This window comes from Desulfovibrio sp. MES5, assembly GCF_002237645.1.
Classification (GTDB): domain Bacteria; phylum Desulfobacterota; class Desulfovibrionia; order Desulfovibrionales; family Desulfovibrionaceae; genus Desulfovibrio.
The window spans coordinates 46,375-65,403 of the sequence record NZ_MJUZ01000015.1; the positions used below are offsets into that span (position 1 = coordinate 46,375).

Annotated in this window: 16 protein-coding genes; 8 read left to right on the plus strand and 8 right to left on the minus strand. The window is 58.5% G+C overall.

The window, feature by feature from the left end; translation table 11 throughout:
* Positions 1–257 precede the first annotated feature (257 nt).
* A complete protein-coding gene (locus BCS36_RS05565; protein WP_291301920.1) occupies positions 258–728 on the plus strand; it encodes a phosphatidylglycerophosphatase A in 471 nt (156 codons plus the stop codon).
* Positions 729–826: 98 nt separating this feature from the next.
* On the opposite strand, the gene infA is transcribed toward BCS36_RS05565, so the two are convergent.
* The 5 genes from infA to BCS36_RS05590 form a co-directional block, all read right to left on the minus strand.
* Positions 827–1,045 carry a translation initiation factor IF-1 gene (gene infA / locus BCS36_RS05570; protein ID WP_006008898.1) on the minus strand — a complete coding sequence of 73 codons (219 nt, stop codon included), beginning with the start codon at positions 1,043–1,045 and terminating at the stop codon, positions 827–829.
* Positions 1,046–1,271: 226 nt separating this feature from the next.
* Positions 1,272–2,165: a prolipoprotein diacylglyceryl transferase gene (lgt, locus tag BCS36_RS05575; protein ID WP_291301921.1), complete on the minus strand. Its 894-nt coding sequence runs from the start codon at positions 2,163–2,165 to the stop codon at positions 1,272–1,274.
* Positions 2,165–2,653 carry a cyclic pyranopterin monophosphate synthase MoaC gene (gene moaC, locus BCS36_RS05580; RefSeq protein ID WP_291301922.1) on the minus strand — a complete coding sequence of 163 codons (489 nt, stop codon included), beginning with the start codon at positions 2,651–2,653 and terminating at the stop codon, positions 2,165–2,167. The genes lgt and moaC overlap by 1 nt, the downstream gene beginning before the upstream one ends.
* 102 nt (positions 2,654–2,755) lie before the next feature.
* Complete coding sequence (locus tag BCS36_RS05585) at positions 2,756–3,982, minus strand: metal-dependent hydrolase (protein ID WP_291301923.1); 1,227 nt, start codon at positions 3,980–3,982, stop codon at positions 2,756–2,758.
* Positions 3,983–3,991: 9 nt separating this feature from the next.
* Positions 3,992–4,420, minus strand: a complete 429-nt coding sequence (locus BCS36_RS05590; protein ID WP_291301924.1) for a chemotaxis protein — start codon at positions 4,418–4,420, stop codon at positions 3,992–3,994.
* Between the two features lie 77 nt (positions 4,421–4,497).
* On the opposite strand from BCS36_RS05590, the gene BCS36_RS05595 reads away from it, so the two are divergent.
* The 6 genes from BCS36_RS05595 to leuB all read left to right on the plus strand — a co-directional run bounded on the left by BCS36_RS05595 (position 4,498) and on the right by leuB (position 11,097).
* Positions 4,498–5,145: a phosphatidylserine decarboxylase family protein gene (locus tag BCS36_RS05595; RefSeq protein WP_291301925.1), complete on the plus strand. Its 648-nt coding sequence runs from the start codon at positions 4,498–4,500 to the stop codon at positions 5,143–5,145.
* Positions 5,146–5,194: 49 nt separating this feature from the next.
* A complete protein-coding gene (pssA, locus tag BCS36_RS05600) occupies positions 5,195–5,956 on the plus strand; it encodes a CDP-diacylglycerol--serine O-phosphatidyltransferase (protein ID WP_291301926.1) in 762 nt (253 codons plus the stop codon).
* A 114-nt stretch (positions 5,957–6,070) separates the two neighbouring features.
* A complete protein-coding gene (locus tag BCS36_RS05605) occupies positions 6,071–7,618 on the plus strand; it encodes a 2-isopropylmalate synthase (protein WP_291301927.1) in 1,548 nt (515 codons plus the stop codon).
* A 327-nt stretch (positions 7,619–7,945) separates the two neighbouring features.
* Positions 7,946–9,208, plus strand: coding sequence for a 3-isopropylmalate dehydratase large subunit (locus tag BCS36_RS05610; RefSeq protein ID WP_291301928.1), 1,263 nt, complete (start codon positions 7,946–7,948; stop codon positions 9,206–9,208).
* Between the two features lie 141 nt (positions 9,209–9,349).
* Complete coding sequence (locus BCS36_RS05615; RefSeq protein ID WP_291301929.1) at positions 9,350–9,841, plus strand: 3-isopropylmalate dehydratase small subunit; 492 nt, start codon at positions 9,350–9,352, stop codon at positions 9,839–9,841.
* A 182-nt stretch (positions 9,842–10,023) separates the two neighbouring features.
* Complete coding sequence (gene leuB, locus BCS36_RS05620) at positions 10,024–11,097, plus strand: 3-isopropylmalate dehydrogenase (protein WP_291301930.1); 1,074 nt, start codon at positions 10,024–10,026, stop codon at positions 11,095–11,097.
* Positions 11,098–11,734: 637 nt separating this feature from the next.
* Here leuB and BCS36_RS05625 read toward each other — a convergent pair.
* Positions 11,735–13,981 (minus strand): diguanylate cyclase, encoded by a 2,247-nt coding sequence (locus BCS36_RS05625; protein WP_291301931.1) that lies wholly within the window; start codon positions 13,979–13,981, stop codon positions 11,735–11,737.
* Between the two features lie 261 nt (positions 13,982–14,242).
* Between BCS36_RS05625 and trmFO the strand changes: the two genes are divergently transcribed.
* Entirely contained in the window at positions 14,243–15,610 is a 1,368-nt protein-coding gene (gene trmFO, locus BCS36_RS05630; protein ID WP_291301932.1) for a methylenetetrahydrofolate--tRNA-(uracil(54)-C(5))-methyltransferase (FADH(2)-oxidizing) TrmFO, read from the plus strand.
* Between the two features lie 395 nt (positions 15,611–16,005).
* Here trmFO and BCS36_RS05635 read toward each other — a convergent pair whose 3' ends face one another.
* Positions 16,006–16,935, minus strand: coding sequence for a DMT family transporter (locus tag BCS36_RS05635; RefSeq protein ID WP_291301933.1), 930 nt, complete (start codon positions 16,933–16,935; stop codon positions 16,006–16,008).
* 432 nt (positions 16,936–17,367) lie between these two features.
* A complete protein-coding gene (locus tag BCS36_RS05640) occupies positions 17,368–18,201 on the minus strand; it encodes a septal ring lytic transglycosylase RlpA family protein (protein WP_291301934.1) in 834 nt (277 codons plus the stop codon).
* Positions 18,202–19,029 lie beyond the last annotated feature (828 nt).

Sequence of the window (19,029 nt, forward strand, 5' to 3'; positions counted from 1 at the left end):
GGTATTTCGCAGGGTTCCGTTCTAGTCTTGCGCAAAAAAAATGGATAGACTGCGAAGGCGTGCCCGATGCGGCACGCGACCACTGCCTGCCGCCCGCAACTGCCTGCCGTCCGCGCGGCAGGCACGGGGCTTGCCTCCGCTGCCGGGTGAGATTCTCGTCCGGGCCTGCCTGCGGGGATTCCTGCGCCCGTCTGCCGATGTCTGCGGGGATTTTTGCCGGGGGATTGTAACCTGTCGTATGCCAGTCTGGAGGATATATGCGCCTGATGGATCAAATAACCCTGTACTTCTGCCGCCTTGGCGTGGCCGGGCTGGACCCGAAAGCCCCCGGTACCTGGGGCACGGCCATGGCCTGTCTGCTGGCCCCGTATGTTTTTTTGCCGCTGAATTTCTGGTTGCGGCTGGTCGTGCTGCTCGTGCTGTTCTTTCTTGGGGCCGTGGCGGCAACCAGGGCGGAAACGCTGCTGGGGCGCAAAGACCCCGGCGAGGTGGTCATTGACGAACTGGTGGGCGTATGGCTGGTGCTGCTGCCATTCCCCCACCCCAGTTTTTTTATGGTGCTGGCGGCCTTTGTGCTCTTTCGCATCTTTGACATCGCCAAACCCTGGCCGGTCAAGGCTTCGGAGAACTGGCTGCCCGCAGGCTACGGCGTCATGATAGACGACGTTGTCGCCGGATTATGGGCCTTGCTGTGCCTGGGCGTGCTGGCCTGGATGGGGCTTTCGTAAAGCGGAGGCAGCCGACTGGCTGCGAAAGAGAAGAGGGGGCGCGGCCACGGGCGGTTCAGCCACGTCAGGTGGCGGTAGAAAAGCCGCCGCGCCCGCTGCTACTTCATGCGGTAGGTGATGCGTCCACGCGTGAGGTCGTAGGGCGAAAGCTCAACCTTTACACGGTCGCCGGGAAGGATGCGGATGTAGAATTTGCGCATTTTGCCGGAAATATGGGCCAGCACTTCGTGGCCGTTTTCCAGCTCCACGCGGAACATGGCGTTGGGCAGGGCTTCCTGCACCACGCCGTCAACTTCAATGGAACCTTCTTTAGCCATGTGATCTCCGTAAAAAATGTTTGGGATAAACGGCGGTCAGCTTCACAAAAAAGCGGGCAAGTGTCAACCTGCGCGGTTGCTCACAAACCCGACCATGCGCTTCTTTGCCCGTTGATGCCCATGCAGCCGTGGATATTCACCGGCCACATGGGCATCCGTAATTTTTTCTGGCCTGCACAAATCTTTTCAGGATTTTCAGGCTGTTGTTCCGCCAATGCGGGGCGGGCTACTTTTTAGGCTTGTTTTTTCCGCTTTTGGGCGTCTTGCCGTTGCCTGAGCCCGGCCCGGAGCCTCGCCCGGAGTTTGGCCCATCCGGGCGGTTCAGCACCACACGTATGTCGGGTTGCGTAATGGGGGCCTGGCGGCAAAACAGCCACAAGCCTACAACTATGAGCGGCAGGCAGAGCAACTGCCCCATGGTCAGCCAGCCAAAAGCCAGATAGCCCAGCTGGGCGTCAGGCACGCGCACAAATTCCACCGTAAAGCGGAACACGCCGTAGCCCATGGCGAACAGGCCGGATACGGTCCCGCGCTTGCGGGGTTTCAGCGAGTAAATCCAGACGATGGTGAAGAGCGTCAGGCCTTCCAGCAGGGCTTCGTACAACTGGCTGGGATGCCGGGGATAGGGGCCGCCGCTGGGAAAAACGACGCCCCACGGGCTGTCCGTGACCTTGCCCCAGAGTTCGCCGTTGATATAGTTGCCCAGGCGGCCAAAGAACAGGCCCGGAGGCACCAGCGGGGCCACCAGATCCGAGATGTCCAGAAATGAGCGGTGGCGGGTATGCGCAAAGTACCAGAAAGCGCCAAGAACGCCGAGCAGGCCGCCGTGAAAGGACATGCCCCCGTTCCAGATGCGCAGTATCTCCATCGGGTCGGACAGGTAGACGGGCAGGTCGTAAAAGAGCACGTAGCCCAGGCGGCCGCCCAGAATGATGCCGATCATGACGCAGGTCAGCAGGTCGTCCACATCGGAAGCGCGCCAGCCAGAATTGGGGCGGGAAGCGCGCCAGCGCCCCAGCCACCAGCCCAGGCCGAAGCCCGCGAGATACATGAGGCCGTACCAGCGCAACTGAAGGTTGCCGAAACTGAGGGCAACGGGGTCGATATGAGGCAGGGTCATTAGTCCATGTCCAGTGCGTTGAATTCGCCGCTTTTGCCGCCGCGCTTGTGCAGCAGGCGCACCCGGCTGATGACTATATCGCGCTGCACGGCTTTGCACATGTCATAAATGACGGCGGCTGCTGTCTGTGCGGCCACAATGGCCTCCATCTCCACGCCGGTGTTGCTCACGGTGCGGGTTTCAGCCTCAATGCGGATGCGCGGCGGCATCTGGCTCACCTCAAAGCGTATGTCGGCAAAACTGAGGTTGAGCGGATGACACAGGGGGATAAGCTCCCCGACCCGCTTGGCGGCCATGATGCCGCCGATCTTGGCGCAGGTCAGCACATCGCCCTTGGGCAAGGCCACCTTGATCAGCAGTTCGAGGGTGGCCGGGCTCAGCTCCACAACAGCCTCGGCAATGGCGACGCGCTCGGTGGCGGCCTTGTGTCCTACATCCACCATGGTCACGTTGCCCTGTCCGTCCAGGTGCGAAAAGTTGGTATCCATAGCAATCCTCGGCAGTTCTGGCGTTATTCCGGCATGGGCCGTCCGGCAGCATGCGCGCCGGGGCGTTATGGCGCGGCAGCAGGCCGCCCGCCGGATAAAATTTTAGCGCAACCCCATCAGCCAGTCTCGAAACGGGGGCGGAGAAGGCAGCCTGGGCGCTTGCCAGTGCGAGTCCTTGCCGCTGTCAGAAAAGCGCAGGCGTTCGCGCACAAGGCGCACGCCGCCGGGATTCTGACCGTCACTCACAAGGGCCGCAGACTGGCCCGGATCGCCGGGTTCCAGCTCCACCATATATTTGAAAGGAACGTCGGCATGGGGACGGTGGGCAATGATGGCGCGCACGAAGGCGAGATCGCTGCCAAAGCGCAGGTCGTTAAACAGCGCGTAGGTGAGGCGCGGTCTGGCGGTCGGGCTGTCGCTGCCTGCCACGTTTGCCGCAGCCGGTACGGATAGGGCGCCCCCATCCGTGGGTGCAAGAGCTTCCGCAGGTTTAAACTCATCTGCGAGCGGGCTTATGACCGGCAGCAGGGTAAAGTCGAAAAAGGCATCAGCCGCGACGGACTGCCGGGCCAATTCCGCCAGAAGCTCCGGAGGCGCGGCCCTGTGGGATGATGGGGCGGTATGGGGCTGGCCCAGAGCGTTGAGTCCCTGACTGTGGACGACTTTGCCATCGGGCCCGTCGGTTTCGTACAAGGCGCGCCAGAACAGGGGGCCAAAGGCGTCGGGCAGCAGCACAACCCGCCGCACCGTCTGCTGTGTGCCTTGGGCTTCGGCGGCCAGACGGCTTTGGGTCTGGGCCGTGTGCCAGGCATTGAGGCCTATGCACAGCGCCGGATACACAAAAACCCAGGCCAGGGCCAGGCGCATGAGGCCGCGTTTGGCCCGCCAGCGCAAAACAGCCCAAAGCAGGGGCAGGGTCAGCAAAAGATCAATAATATAGACGGCGTTAAGCCGCACCCTTTCGTGGGAAAAGGGCAGATATATCATGGTGCCGTAGGTGGTGATGATATCCAGCCAGATGTGCAGAAGCACCATGCCGGTCATGAACAGCCAGACCTTGGGGAAGCTCCAGCGCCCGGGCGTGGCGGATTTCCACAGGGCGCGCGCCAGCAGCGTCAGCAACAGGCCCAGTAGAGGGGCCGCCGCCAGGGAGTGGGTGATGCCCCTGTGCAGGAGCAAAAAATCAAGGGGGGTGTGGCAAAAGGCCACGTCAATATCGGGGGCAGCTGCGGCAATGGCGGCCAGCGGCACGGCCCACCGTGTGGCAGGTCGGCTCGGCATGGACAGCATGGCTACAGCGCCGCTCGCGGCATGTGTAATGGGATCCATAAGTGGCTGCTACTGCTTGAAAGGACTGCGTTGTTTGGGCACGGCTCTGTATGCCGGATCTTCAGGGCTGACGTCCTTGTCCAGGCCATGAATCGCGTTGAACTGCCGCAAACGCCATTGTTGCGTGTTGGCCATGATATCTGGCCGGTTTTGCAGGTAGAGCAACTGTTGTGTCTTATTGGTGCCCGTGATGGGGTAGCGCATCTGGTCTTCAGCGCGTGCGCTCAAGGGTGGCGCGTCATTCTCAACGGATGTGCCCTCGCCGACGTCCTTGGGGCCGCACGCCGCCAGCAGGCCTGCAAAGGCAAGACTGCACAGCAGTATACATAGCTTCAGGAGGTGAGCGAACGAGTTGTTCATACCGCCAGTATAATCCCGCGCCGTGCATACGGCAAGGGGAGGTTTTTCCGGGCCGGACAGCATGCTTGTGCTTGCCATGCGGCGGATGTGGGACTATGCTACCGCTTTGTTTGCGCAACTGCGCGGCCAGCCGCGCACTACGAACTGGAGCAGCCATGCGTACCGCCCATTGCGGCATTACCCCTGAAGGATGGCCCTGCATAGGGCTTACGGGCTTTTCGGCTCTTGTGTTCGCTGTCGTGGGCTGGTGGCCTTTGGCCCTGGTTTTTCTGGCTCTGTGCTGGTTCAGCATGCATTTTTTCCGCGATCCCGAGCGTGTGACCCCACAGGGACCGGGTCTGGCCATAAGCCCCGCTGACGGCAAGATTATCCGCATCGAGGAAAAACCCGACCCCTTCAGCGGCGAAAAGCGCCTGTGCATCAGCATCTTTATGAATGTGTTCAGCGTGCATGTGAACCGCTCCCCGGTGGCGTGCACGGTGGAAGATATACGCTATTTCCCCGGCGCGTTCGTCAACGCCGCCTTTGACAAGGCCGCCACTGACAACGAGCGCTGCGCCTACAGCCTGCGCGACGACAACGGAAAGCAGTGGACCATGGTCCAGATTGCGGGGCTGGTGGCCCGTCGCATAGTCTGCCGCATGGATATCGGCGACGTTCTTGAACGCGGGCAGCGCTATGGCATGATACGTTTTGGTTCTCGAGTTGACCTTTACATGCCTGAAGGGTATGTTGCTGCTGCGCAGTTGGGGCAGCAGGTCTTTGCCGGGCAGTGTGTTGTTGCCCGCGCGGAACAGGAATAGGTTTTACGCTCCGCTGCAGAGTACGGTTGAACGGCTGTAATGGTGAAGAATGACCACAGAAAGTAAAAAGCCACGCAAGGGAGTATACCTCCTGCCGAACATGATCACGACGTTGAGCATGTTTCTTGGCTTTTTGTCTATGGTATGGGCAGGGCAGGGGCGTTTTGAGTCCGCCTGCATGGCCATATTGCTCTCTGCGGTTATGGACGGCCTGGACGGAAAGGTGGCCCGTCTCACCAACACGGCCAGCGAGTTTGGCGTTCAGTACGACTCTCTCGCGGACCTTGTGGCCTTTGGGCTCGCCCCGGCCATGTTGCTCTGGCAGTGGGAACTGCACGACTTCAACCGCATGGGCATTGCGGCGGCTTTTATCTACGCCGCCTGCGGGGCCTTGCGGTTGGCGCGTTTCAATGTCAGCACCGCCGCGACCGGCAAGCGTTTCTTTATCGGTCTGCCCATTCCGGCGGGCGGCTGCACCATTGTGACCTTTGTGTTTTTTGCCAGCATGTTTCCCGATGGGTTTCAGCCCATCAAACCCTACCTGGCCCTTTTGCTGGCCGTGGGCGTGGGCGTGTTGATGGTGAGCCGCGTGCGGTATTTCTCCTTCAAGGAGTATGACTTCCTTCGCGCGCATCCCATACGCACCATGTTGGTGTTCTTGCTTATTTTGTCCTCCGTCGTGTCCTTTCCGCGCGTCATGGGCTTCGTGCTCTGTGCCGTGTACATTGCCGGTGGCCTCATTTACACCTTTGTCATCCTTCCCCGCCGCGACCGTCAGCTACTACGTGCCCTATCGCCTCAGAGCGATTAAGGTTGCGTAACGGTTCGCCGCCCATTGGGCGGAATGACGCTCTCTGGACCGCCGCCCTGAACGGTGGCCGTTATGCAAGAATATACCCACTTGCCATATCCAGAGGAGATTGTCATGAACAACCGCGTCTATTTTTTCGATACCACCTTGCGTGACGGCGAACAGTCGCCCGGCGCAACCATGAACTTGCAGGAAAAACTGCGTCTGGCCCATCAGCTTGAGGTGCTTGGCGTGGACATTATGGAAGCGGGCTTTCCCGCCTCCAGCCCCGGCGATTTTGAATCCGTACAGCGCATCGCGGCCCAGGCCGGCGACATCCAGGTGGCCGGGCTTGCCCGTTGCGTGGCTGGCGATATCGACCGTTGCTGGGACGCCATCAAGGTCGCCAAAAATCCGCGCATCCACATCTTCCTTTCCACGTCTCCCTTGCATATGCAGCACAAGCTGCGCAAAGACCCCGCCGATGTGCTGAAAATGGCCGTGGACGGCGTCAAGCGTTGCGCGCAACATACCAGCAATGTGGAATTTTCCTGCGAGGATTTTTCGCGCTCCGAGCCGGAATTTCTCTGCCGCGTCGTGGAGGCCGTCATCAATGCCGGAGCCACCACGGTCAACCTGCCTGATACCGTGGGCTATGCGCAGCCAGCCGAATACGCGGCCCTTCTTGATCATGTGATCCGCAACACGCCCAACAGCGACAAGGCCGTCTTCAGCGTGCATTGCCACAATGACCTGGGCCTTGCCGTGGCCAACACCCTGGCCGCCTTCAAGGTTGGCGTGCGCCAGGCCGAGGTGACCCTCAACGGCATAGGCGAGCGCGCCGGCAACGCCTCTCTTGAAGAGATTGTCATGAACCTGCGCGTGCGCCACGACTTCTTTGGTCTGGACCACAATATCGTCACCGAGCAGCTCTATCCTTCGTGCCGTCTGCTTTCGATGACCATCGGCCAGCCCATCCCCAACAACAAGGCTATCGTTGGGGCCAATGCCTTTGCGCACGAATCGGGCATTCATCAGGACGGCATGCTCAAGAACCGCGAAACCTATGAAATCATGACGCCGCAGTCCGTGGGCCGTACCGAGAGCAATCTTGTCATCGGCAAGCATTCGGGCCGCAATGCCGTGCGCAACAAGTTTGAAAATATGGGCTATACGCTGGACGACGAGCAGCTCAGCCTCGTGTTTGAGGCCGTGAAGCAGCTGGCCGACCGCAAGAAAACCTTGCATGATGACGACCTCATGGCCCTTGTGCAGGAAGAAGTGTACCGCATGCCCGACCGCTTCCGTCTGCGTCATGTGAGCGTGCAGAGTTCCGATGCGGGCGGCGTGCCGCCCACGGCTGCCGTTATTATGGATGTTGACGGCATCGAGAGCAGCAGCGCGGGTTTTGGCGTGGGGCCGGTGGATGCGCTTTTCAACGTCATTGCCGATATGGTGGGCCGCGAACCGCAGCTTGAGCAGTATGCCATCAACGCCGTTACCGGCGGTACGGACGCCCTGGGCGAAGTGACCGTGCGCCTGCGCGAAGGCGAATTCAGCGCTGTGGGGCGCGGTACGCACCCTGATATTTTTGTGGCCAGCGCCAGAGCCTATGTCAATGCGTTGAACCATCTTTTCAAAAAGGAAAAAGAAGGGCCGCGGCTGCATTGTCAGCATGGCTAGAGCAGTTTGCGAATGAAATGAGTTGGCTGCTCTGCAAGGATTTTTCTGAAAATCCTTGCCACGAAATGCGGGCAGGCAGGCTTTTGCCTGTCGTACGCGAGCATTTCACGTGTCAAATGCTCCAGCAGTGGCGACTCCCTGGCCTTTTGCCGGGCCGGCGGCCTTTGCGCGCCGCCGTCGCAATGACGCAGCAACGCAGGCCGCCGCCCGGCAAAGGACGCAACCCGTACTACCGGAGGGCTGGAAGGGCAGGCACTACCGCCTTTTCCATGCCGCCTTCATAAACATTTATCGGTAGAACCGCCTCAGGATAGAAAGGAGTTCAACATGGCTCAAACGCTTGCGCAGAAAATTTTGCAAGCTCATACGGACGAAGCTGTGGAGCAGGACGGGCAGATTGTACAATGCCGCGTATCCATGGTGCTTGCCAATGACATTACCGGCCCGCTCGCCATCAAGTCCTTTCGCGGCATGGGGGCAAAAAAGGTTTTTGACCGCAGCAAGATTGCTCTTGTCATGGACCACTTTACCCCGCAAAAGGACATAGATTCCGCCAATCAGGTGCTGATCAGCCGCAAGTTTGCCGAAGAACAGGGTATTGTGCACTACTACGAGGGCGGCGACTGCGGCGTGGAACACACCCTGCTGCCCGAACAGGGGCTCGTGGGCCCCGGCGATCTGGTCATCGGGGCCGACAGCCATACCTGCACCTACGGCGGCATCGGGGCCTTTGCCACCGGCATGGGCTCCACCGACATTGCGGCGGGCATGGCTCTTGGCGAAACCTGGCTCAAGGTTCCGCCCACCATCCGTGTGAATATCAGGGGCCAGATGCCCAAGTGGCTGCGCGGCAAAGACCTTATGCTCATGCTCATCGGCGCCATCGGCGTTGATGGCGCGCTGTACAAGGCTCTTGAATTCGGCGGCCCCGTGGTGGACGATCTTTCTGTTGAAGGACGCCTCAGCATGGCCAACATGGCCATCGAGGCTGGCGGCAAGGTGGGCCTTTTTGCCGTGGACGCCAAAACCCGCGCCTACTGCGCCGAGCACAAGCGTCCGGGCGTGCTGGACAACATGGCCGCCGACCACGGCGCGCACTACGACCGCGTAGTGGATCTGGACGTCACGAACAAGGAGCCTGTGGTGGCCTGTCCGCACCTGCCCTCCAACGTGAAGCCTGTTTCTGAAGTACGCAACACGGCGGTACAGCAGGTAATCATCGGTTCCTGCACCAATGGCCGCATCAGCGACATGCGCGACGCCGCCGAGATTCTGCGTGGCCGCAAGGTGGACAAGAGCGTGCGCTGCATAGTGCTGCCCTCCACGCCCACAGTGTGGAAGCAGTGCCTCAAGGAAGGGCTCATCGAAACCTTTATGGAAGCGGGCTGCATTGTGGGCCCCTGCACCTGCGGCCCCTGCCTTGGCGGTCACATGGGCATCCTCGGCGACGGCGAACGCGCGGTGGCCACTACCAACCGCAACTTCAAGGGCCGCATGGGCAGCCTGAGTTCAGAAGTTTACCTGGCCAGTCCTCTGGTGGCCGCTGCCACGGCCGTGACCGGCTTTGTGGCCGGGCCGGATCAGCTGTAGGCAACCTTTATGGCTGCATGCCTTGCGGGGCGGCTTCACCGTCAGGCCAAGCCTGCGCCGCACCCGGCTGAGCCAGGGCAGGCCCGTAAGAAACAGAAAAACTCTTCTACGTCACGTTTTTTGACAGGAAGGATCAGGAATATGAATTACAAAGGCAAGGCCCACAAAGTGGGCGAGCATATTGATACGGATGCCATCATCCCCGCGCGCTTTCTTGTGACCACGGATTCCAAGAAACTTGGCGAAAACTGCATGTCCGGTCTTGAGCCAGACTGGGCCAAGCGCGTAAACCCCGGCGACATCATGGTGGCCGGACGCAACTTTGGCTGCGGTTCCTCGCGCGAGCATGCGCCCATCGCCATTCTGGGCGCGGGCATGCCCGTGGTTATCGGGCACAGCTTTGCCCGCATCTTCTACCGCAATGCCTTCAACATGGGCCTGCTGCTTATGGAAGTGGGCAATGAAGTAGACAAGATCAACGACGGTGATGAACTGGAAATCGACGCTGCAACGGGAATTATCCGCGATCTCACCAATGGCGCGGAAATCACGTGCCCGCCGCTGCCTGCTTCCATGTCCAGAATTCTGGACAAGGGCGGGCTTGTGAACTACGTGAAGGAAAGAATCGCCTGATCCCCTCCCTCTTTTTCCGTGCCTTATACAGCTCTGGCGGCGGGCATAAGGTCGACGCACTGAAAGATGACGCCTGCGGGAGCCCTGCCCCGAAAAAGTTCGGGCAGGGCCCCCACCACGAAAAAGCCGCCGCAGAAAAGGCTGAAGTGATACGGCCTGCAACATTGCCACAAGGATATTGCATGAAAAAGACCATCTGCCTGTTGCCGGGTGACGGCATCGGCCCGGAGATTATCGCTCAGGGCGTTAAGGTTCTGGAAGCCACCGCCGAAAAATTCGGCCACGAGTTTGTCTTTGAAACCGCCCTCATCGGCGGCGCGGCTATTGACGGCGCGGGCGATCCCCTGCCCGAAGCCACGGTGCAAAAGTGCCGTACCGCTGACGCCGTGTACCTTGGCGCGGTGGGCGGCCCCAAGTGGGACAACATGACGCCGGAACTGCGGCCGGAAAAAGGCCTTCTGCGCATTCGCAAGGAACTGGGGCTGTTCGCCAACCTGCGCCCGGCCATGCTGCTGCCTGAATTGGCCGGAGCCTGCCTGCTGCGGCCCGATATCGCAGCCAAGGGGCTTGATCTCATGGTGGTGCGCGAGCTCACGGGCGACGTCTACTTTGGCGAACCGCGCGGCATTGAGAGCCGCGACGGCCTGCGCACCGGCTATAACACTATGATTTACAACGAAGAAGAGATTCGCCGTATCGCCTGGGTGGCTTTTGAAACGGCCCGCAAACGCCGCAACAAGGTGTGCTCGGTGGAAAAGAGCAATGTGCTGGAGTGCTCCCGTTTGTGGAAGGAAGTGGTCATCGAGATGCACCGCGAATACGCTGATGTGGAATTGAGCCATATGTATGTGGACAATGCAGCCATGCAGCTGGTGCGCGACCCCTCGCAGTTCGACGTGATCCTGACCGGCAATATTTTTGGCGACATCCTTTCGGACGAGGCGTCGGTCATCACCGGTTCTCTGGGCATGCTGCCCTCGGCCTCCACGGGTGCCGAAGGCCCGGGCCTGTTCGAACCCATCCACGGCTCCGCGCCCGACATCGCGGGACAGGATGTGGCCAATCCGCTGGCCACCATTCTTTCTGCCGCCATGATGCTGCGTCTGGGCCTTGATATGCCCGAAGAAGCCGATCACATTGAAAAGGCCGTGCGCAAGGCTCTGGCCGACGGTTTCCGCACTGCAGACATTATGGAGCCGGGCAAGGAACTGCTGGGCTGCAAGAGCATGGGCGACAAGGTAGTGGAAAGGCTGTAGCCGTTGGGTCGGCCCTGTGGCGACTATGCGGGGCGAGTTTATTTGGGTGAGCACAAGTTCATTTTGGAATGTTTTGTGGGGGAGGGACCCTTTTGCAAAAGGGTCTCCTCCCCCACGCCCCCACCCCCTAAAACTCTTATTATATTTTAGTGCATTACAAGAGTTATTTGCTCTAGCGCAGCAATGGCGCGGCAGATATTCTGCAAAAGTATATTTTCAAGGACACTGCCTTCACGGCAAGATGCTTCAAGCAGAAAGACCCGCAGTATGCGGGTCTTTCTGCTTGTTGTTGCTGTCAGTTGTTGCTGTCAGTTACTACTGTCGGCAACTGCAAGAGAAGGGTTGGTTGCGAACACGGTGGGCGTATGTCCACGATGTTGCGTGTCCGCCTCGGCAACCTCCTGTCCCGGCAAGCCTCTCCTCTCTGGCGACACTGCAACGCGCCGCAAGCGGAACCCGACCCCCAGCGTGTCTGGCTGCAATATCAGGCCGTGGGCAGTTTGGGTGGGAGCTGGAGATTCAGGGGGAGTCAGGGGAGTAAGGGGAAATCAGGGAAGGCGGGGAGTCAGGGGCGGCCGCGCGCGGGGCCATGACGTCCTCAGGAGTGATGCCTGTCTGCGTTCAGGAAAACTGGCGGCTATGCCTCTTTTCCCTCGGCCTGGCGCGATTCGCGGGCGTTCTGTTGCTCACTGGCGGTGAGTTCCGCATAAAAGACGCACTGGTTGCGGCCTCGACGTTTGGCTTCATATGTGGCCATGTCGGCATGCTTGTACAGGTCGGTAAAGGTGTGGCCGTCCGTGGGGTCGCAGGCTATGCCCACGCTGGCGGTCAGGGCGATGTCGTCCTCGTCATGGTTGCCGCACTGCAGGTGCAGCTGGTTGACAAGCAACGTGGCGCGTTCCCGTATTTTGTGCTGGGGCATGGGTTCAGTGCAGAACACCAGGAACTCGTCGCCGCCGACGCGACCAACAATGTCCGTACTGCGAAAGTTGCGCCGTATGATCTGGGCCATCTGGTAAATGGCCTTGTCGCCCACCGCATGGCCGAACTTGTCGTTGATGCTTTTGAAATTGTCAAAATCTATCATGAACATGGCGAAAACATCAGGCCCAATATTGTTGTGCAGGCTCAAAAAGCGCGAAATGGCCTGTTCCGTGGCGCGCTTGTTATGCATGCCGGTGGCGCTGTCGCGCGTGGCCTGCGTGCGTAGTCGCAGCTCAAGCTGCTTTTGCTTGTCGATGTCCGTAATGATGCCAATAATATAGATGGGTTTGCCCTGGGCGCTGATGAGGTTTGAAGCTTCGACGCGGTACCAGTGGTACAGGCCGCTGGCGTCACGCAGGCGCAGTTCCACAAGAACTTTGCTTTTACGCAGATTGTTGTGAACGTTCCTCTGAAAGTCTTTGAGAAGCTCCCTGTCGTCCTCATGCACGGGAATAAAGCCCGGATCCGCCTCTGGCTCAAGGATGTTGAAAACCTTTCCAAAGGTCTGAATCCACCGGGCGGAGCAGGAAAAATGCCCGCTGATAAGATTCTGCTCAAAGATGATGATGTCGTGCTGCTCCAGAATAAACTGGTAGCGTTCATCAGAAATGCGCTTGGCCTGAACGGCTTCCTTGTTGTGCGTAATGTCGAAAACAATGCTCTGTATGTATGTCTGACTTGGCCCGGCCTGTACAAGCGAACCTTTATGGTACAGCCAGACAAGATTGCCGTTTTTTGCAATGGTGCGGTATTCCACATCTATGGGAATGCCGGAATCCAGCTGCTGCTGCATGGTGCGCAGCGCATTTTCGCGGTCCGCTTCATAGATGGACAGCGCAAAATTCTCACCGAAGCGTTGCGTGAATTCTTCTGGCCGGTAGCCAAGCATTTTGAGAAAATTGGGGCTGATAAACTGAAAGGCGCCATGCAGGCTGGAGAACTTGATGACGCCCCCGGAAATGCTTGAGATGATGGAGCGGTAATCTTCCTGCTGGCGGTGAATGGTGCGGTTATCCCTTTGCAGGATGATTATGATGAAAATCAGCACCAGAAGCGCCAGAACAGACATGCGCCAGGCCAGGGCTGTTGTAATGGCGTTCTGCCTGTCAACGAGGCGGCTTACAACTTCTTCCGGCAGCAGAGAAACCACCTGCAGACCATATTTTTCAAGGGGGATGTGCGTCAGGTAATAGGCGTGCTCGTCGTCCCTGATGAACCGGTTGGGGCGGTTGTCCGTATCGGCAAAAACGGCAAGCAGATGCTCCTGCAACGAGGGCGGCAGAACCTTTTCTTTCAGTTGCGGGAACGTTTTTTCAATATCATAGCCAGGAGCAACGGCCCAGAACAGCAACCGCCCCCTGTTGTCAAAGACCATGTTGCAGGTCTTGTCGCCAAAGGCTCTTGTGACAAGACTTTTTTTCATGGTAATGCTTTCAAACTCACCCAGAAGAATGGCTGTAACCTTGCCATCCCGGCTCAAGGGAACAGCAACGGCCAGCTTGCCGCCGTTGCCGTCTGAAATGGCGCCAAAGCTCGCCGCGCCGCTGAGCGCACGGAGAAACAACTCTTTTTTGTTGGTGCGCTCAAGGTCAAAGGCAGAGCCGCTATCGGAGCAGAAGCCCGTGCCGTCCAGCGCCACCAGGGCAAATCTTTTAAGGCCTGCGGCGCGTAACAGAGGGGCATAGTACTGCACGCATTTGCTGGGCTGCGTGCAGCTTTCCTGCGCCATGAAGTTGGCTATGCTTTGCAGTTCGTTGATCTGCAGGTCTATATTCTGTCCGAATTCATCAGCGACACGTTGACTCACTTCTGCCAGACGGGTGGTTATGTCCTGCGACAGATGTCTGGTCGTTTCTCTGGTGTATTCGCGCACGATCATGAGCAATGTTGCAAAAAACATTGCTATGCAGAGAACGGTTGTGATTGTGTTGCCTGGTTTGGCCATGAATATTCCTACGTGATACTAATCGTTTTATGGTACTTTTTTTGCCTGTTAATGGGAAGAGCGCCCGGCCCCTGTGAAAAAATAATCTATCTGCGCGCTGCGCAGCGTGTTGCACAGCTTTTGCCATGAAGGAGCAAAGGGCCGGCGCGCCCCCTGCTTACTGGGCGCTTGCCATAAGTACGCTTTTCTTAGAAGCTGCCGGGCAGAGGAGATCATATGCAGAAATTGTCCGTAGCCCTGGTGGGCGGTGGTCTTGCTGGTTGTGAATGTGCTCTGCGGCTGGCCCGCAGCGGGCACGAAGTGGTTTTGTTTGAACAAAAGCCTCTCCACCGTTCCCCAGCTCACGTGAATGACAATCTGGCTGAGCTGGTTTGCTCCAACTCGCTGCGGTCAGACGAACTGACCTCCGGCGTGGGGCTGCTCAAGGCCGAGATGCGCGCTCTGGGCAGTCGCTTTATGGAGGCGGCCGATGCCTGCCGCGTACCGGCGGGCAAGGCCCTTGCCGTTGACCGTGAAGCTTTTGCCCGGCAGATGAGCCAGTTGGTGGAGTCGGAGGGCAATATACGCCTTGTACGGCATCAGGTGCAGTCTCTGGATGACGCGGTGCTGGACCCTTTTAAGGGAGAAGGGCGCGCCATTGTCGTGGCTGCCGGCCCGATGGCTTCTGAGGGGCTTTCTGCCTCTCTGGCCGGGGTTCTGGGCGAAAAACACTGCTATTTTTATGACGCCATCGCCCCTATCATCTGGACGCATTCGTTAAATATGGATGTGGTTTTTCGCGCCTCCCGTTATGGCCAGGAAAACGGCGAGGGCGAAGGTGAGGGCGATTATCTGAACTGTCCCATGAGCCGAGAGGAATATGACGTTTTTTATCAGGCCCTGCTGGACGCCCAAAAAGTGGCTGCTCATGAATTTGAGCAGGAAAAGCATTTTGAGGGCTGCATGCCAGTGGAGGCCCTGGCAGAGCGCGGCCCCCGCACTCTGACGTTCGGCCCCCTGAAGCCCGTGGGTTTTGTTGACCCACGCACAGGACGCCGTCCTTGGGCCATTATGCAGCTTCGCGCCGAAAATGCCAACAGTGATACGTGCAATCTTGTGGGTTGTCAGACCAAACTGACCCAGGGGGAGCAGGCCCGCGTGTTCCGACTGGTGCCAGGGCTGGAAAAGGCGGAATTCGCCCGCTTTGGCAGCATGCACAGAAATACCTACGTAAACGCGCCTCAGGTGCTGGCCGAGGATTTGTCGCTCAACGTGCTGCCGGGTGTGCACCTTGCCGGACAGATCACCGGGGTGGAGGGCTATGTGGAGTCCGCCGCCAGCGGTCTGTGGCTGGCCATGCTGCTGGACGCCCGCGCCCGTGGGCTTGCGCTGCCAAGACCCCCGGCTGAAAGCGCCCTCGGCGCTCTGATCAATCATTTGCGTACGCCTGCCAAGCGTTTTCAGCCGTCCAACGCCCATTTCGGCCTTATGCCGGAGTTGGGCGAAAGGGCGCGCAAAAAAGACCGCAAGGCTCTTTACTCCGCCCGCGCTCAGGAAGCCTTCGGTTCGTGGCTTCAGGAGACCAGAGCCGCAGGGTTGGTCTGAGTCTCCCCTGGCTGGAGCCAGTGCATGTGAAATACCTTGTGGAGGAGGGACCTTTTTACAAAAGGGTCCCTCCTTACACGCCCCCACCCCCCAATTTTTATATTAGAGCGTGGTGACTTTACCAAAAATTGTCATGCTCTACCGCTGCACGGGCGTGCAGCGCGCCGCAACGAGGCTTTGATCTGGCCTGGCATAGTCAGCGAGTTTTTTGATTTGAAGCAGGGGGGGGCAATCGCGCCTTCCATGCGTCGCAACGCTCAAGGCGCATCTGTTCTGCGGCTATAAAAGCGCACGCCGCCCGGCGGTATTCGGGGCTCTTTGCCTCGATGCCGTCGGGCGGCTGTTTTGGCTTGTCAGGGCGCGCAGAGTTTGATCCGCAGCTGATAAATTCAGTTTTAAGGGGTCATGTCCTGTTTTGCGGCCTGGCGCTTGGCCCGCATCAGCTGGATATGGCCTCCCAGCATGATCAGCACCACGGAGGCGGCAATGAGAACAATGCCCAGCAAAAGCGCCAGGCTGAAAGGCTCGTTGAAAACCAATATGCCCACGATAACGGCGGTGACCGGCTCCAGAACGCCCAACACTGAGGTGAGGGTGGAGCCGATGCGCTGCACGGCCAGAATAAGGGTGAAGTTGGAAAGCACGGCGGTGATCACGGCCAGCAACAGGGCCAGCGCCAGCTCCTTCCAGCTGCTCAGCAGCTGAAAGCTGCCGGAAGCCAGCGAATTGACCAGTGAGCAGAGCGCGCCAAAGGCCATAACATAGAATGTCAGCATAAGGCCGGTGATATTGGTGAGGCGCGCTGCATAAATGCTTGTGATGTAGATGGCGTTGCACACTGCGGAAGTCAGCGCCAGCATGAGGCCAAGGGCGCTTATGCTGGCGGCGTTTCCCGCAGGGCCTCCCGCTGCCGGGGCTCCATTGCTGAGCAGATATACTCCGCCAATGGCAAGAACCACGGCCACGGCTGTTATCCAGGAAAAACGCTCATGAAAAAAGGCGATCATGATAAGCATGACCATGACCGGATAGGAAAATTGCAGCGTGGCCACGACGCCGCTGGGCAGATGCTCGAAAGCCTCAATGAAGAGCAGGGCGGCCAGTGCATACATAAGGCTCATGCCCGCCAGTTTGAGCAGGTTGCGGCCTGAGGTGTAAAAGCACTCGCCGCGCAGCAGAAGAAAAAGCCCCAGTACGATGGTGGCTATGAAAAAACGGTAAAAAAGCACTGTGGCCGGAGAAAGGCCCTGGGCCATGAGCGGCAGGCTGAAAAGGGGGATGAGCCCGAAGGCGGCCGAAGAAAACAGACTGTAAAAAAAGCCCATGACATCCTTCTTTATGCGCAGGTGCGCGTATCTTGAATAACGAAGAAGGTAAGTTATGGCAATGGTTTGGACGTACGAGAGAAAAAAATGTTTGTCTGCTTTTTCACATGGTTACCGCACTCGTCGACTGACAAAAAATGGCCCGTTCTGAATTACATCAGAACGGGCCGTATGCGAACGGGGTGTCTTCAGATCAGATGAACGTTGAAATGCCTCGTATTTCAACGTTGTCATTCTGCAAGCATGCAATTTGCGGCAGAATCCACGCCATGTTGCGGCGCGCTGCACGCGTGTGCAGCATTGGGGCATTAAGCTTACACAAAGATTAAATGCTCAGGAAGTACTGGGCGTCATGCCTGAAAACAGGCCGAAGCTCCCGGTGACGCAGCATTATGCCGCGTCAAAATTGCTGGCATGATGATACAGACCGCGCTAGCGGGACTGGTCAAGCACCACTTCGGCCTCAGGGTGGGCCTGGCGCAGGGCCTCATGCATGGCGGCTGCGTCAGCAAATACGCGGAAGGGCCCGATGCGTTCGTCGCCCATGGCCGCGCTGTAGTGCACGTAGTAGGCCAGATCTGCTTGCAGGGGGGTGCCGCTCTCATCGCTGACGACTTCAAGCTCCACCTTGCCTACGCCGCGCTTGCCAAGATCAAGCTGCTTGGCTGCGGCAAAGGAAAGGTCGATGATGCGCCCGCGCACAAAGGGGCCACGGTCGGTCACGCAGACCATGACGCTTTTGCCGTTTTCCTGATCGGTTACGCGTACGACAGTGCCCATGGGCAGGGTGCGGTGGGCGGCGGTGAATGTATACATGTCATAGCTGAGGCCGCTGGCAGTGGCGCCGCCGTGCGAATCACGGCCATACCACGAAGCCTTGCCGGTGAAAACTTCGCTTTCCTGGGCGCGCTTGAGCCAGATGTCGCGGCTGTCCGTGCCCTGTTCGGAAAGTTGCTTGGTTTTCTTTGAGGATTTTGCGGTCTTGCGGCTTTTGGCCGATTTGTCCGAGCTGTCAGACTTGGCCGACTTGCCGGAGGAAGACGCTTTTTCAGATTTGTCTGAAGAGCTTGATTTCTTGGACTTTTCAGACTTGGCTGAGCGCGATTCTGACTTCTGTGACTTTTTCGAGGCGGCAGAAGCGGATTCACCAGAGGAGGTATTGGCAGAAGGAGAGCTTGCTGAAGCCGCGTCGGCTTTCATGGGGGCGGTCAACAACAGACAGGCGACCGCAACAGCCAGCATGGAAGGCCAGCGTGAATACTTCATGATCATTCCTTGGTTACTGTTCGAGGCTGTCCGGCTATGCGGACGGATCACGCCCGTGATCCTGACCCTGGAGACCTCCGATGACGGCAGATGCGCCTTGCGCCCTAAACCAGTCAGTCTCAGTCAGGGAGTGCCTTTTCTTGGTGCCAAGAATATACAGTAATAAAAACTTCGGTGTCAAACTGATAAAATTTTTTATTACAGATAGTTAGCGTAAAACTTTTTCTAGAGAATCAGTAGAGAGCTCATAATTGGTAGAAATTATCATTTTTGGAGCGGGGATCCGGCAGCCTGGAGAAGGCAAAAAACTGGTAAAATACCTGAGTCGTCCAGAGGGATTTTTGCCGCGCTACGCTGAGCAATGGGAGAAAAATGTCCCTGCCAGGAAAAGGAAAACCGGCGCTCATGAACCCAGGCAGACGGAGGCAGGGGCGGCGATGGTGTGAAAATTGGCAGGCGGGCGTTTTAGCGCGTCAGGTCAGTGAGGAAATGCAGCCCTTCAGAATGAGGGATAGGGAGCCAGCTGACGGTTGGGGGAGGCCGCCGGGGCAATGGGATGGAGTCCGTAATAGCATGGGATGGGCGACCGCAGAGTGACCAGCGAAGGCAGTCGGGCGATTTCAGGGGGCCGTCAGGGCAACCTGATGATGTCCGTCAAAACCGACCCGTTAGGCAAACAAGTTTTGAGATGGTGTGATGTCTGGAAGACGCTGCTTTTGGAAACTCTGTTCCAGGTCAGGGCAGCCCTCTGTAATCGACCGAAACACGAATAGAGTTTTAGGGGGTGGGGGTGTGGGGGAGGGACCCTTTTGCAAAAGGGTCCCTCCA

Coding starts and splice junctions, on each gene's coding strand:
- BCS36_RS05640 (WP_291301934.1), bottom strand. CDS start 18,201: ATGAAGTATTCACGCTGGCCTTCCATGCTGGCTGTTGCGGTCGCCTGT.
- BCS36_RS05595 (WP_291301925.1), top strand. CDS start 4,498: ATGCGTACCGCCCATTGCGGCATTACCCCTGAAGGATGGCCCTGCATA.
- BCS36_RS05625 (WP_291301931.1), bottom strand. CDS start 13,981: ATGTTTTTTGCAACATTGCTCATGATCGTGCGCGAATACACCAGAGAA.
- pssA (WP_291301926.1), top strand. CDS start 5,195: ATGACCACAGAAAGTAAAAAGCCACGCAAGGGAGTATACCTCCTGCCG.
- BCS36_RS05610 (WP_291301928.1), top strand. CDS start 7,946: ATGGCTCAAACGCTTGCGCAGAAAATTTTGCAAGCTCATACGGACGAA.
- BCS36_RS05585 (WP_291301923.1), bottom strand. CDS start 3,982: ATGGATCCCATTACACATGCCGCGAGCGGCGCTGTAGCCATGCTGTCC.
- lgt (WP_291301921.1), bottom strand. CDS start 2,165: ATGACCCTGCCTCATATCGACCCCGTTGCCCTCAGTTTCGGCAACCTT.
- BCS36_RS05615 (WP_291301929.1), top strand. CDS start 9,350: ATGAATTACAAAGGCAAGGCCCACAAAGTGGGCGAGCATATTGATACG.
- BCS36_RS05605 (WP_291301927.1), top strand. CDS start 6,071: ATGAACAACCGCGTCTATTTTTTCGATACCACCTTGCGTGACGGCGAA.
- leuB (WP_291301930.1), top strand. CDS start 10,024: ATGAAAAAGACCATCTGCCTGTTGCCGGGTGACGGCATCGGCCCGGAG.
- BCS36_RS05565 (WP_291301920.1), top strand. CDS start 258: ATGCGCCTGATGGATCAAATAACCCTGTACTTCTGCCGCCTTGGCGTG.
- infA (WP_006008898.1), bottom strand. CDS start 1,045: ATGGCTAAAGAAGGTTCCATTGAAGTTGACGGCGTGGTGCAGGAAGCC.
- moaC (WP_291301922.1), bottom strand. CDS start 2,653: ATGGATACCAACTTTTCGCACCTGGACGGACAGGGCAACGTGACCATG.
- BCS36_RS05590 (WP_291301924.1), bottom strand. CDS start 4,420: ATGGCAAGCACAAGCATGCTGTCCGGCCCGGAAAAACCTCCCCTTGCC.
- BCS36_RS05635 (WP_291301933.1), bottom strand. CDS start 16,935: ATGGGCTTTTTTTACAGTCTGTTTTCTTCGGCCGCCTTCGGGCTCATC.
- trmFO (WP_291301932.1), top strand. CDS start 14,243: ATGCAGAAATTGTCCGTAGCCCTGGTGGGCGGTGGTCTTGCTGGTTGT.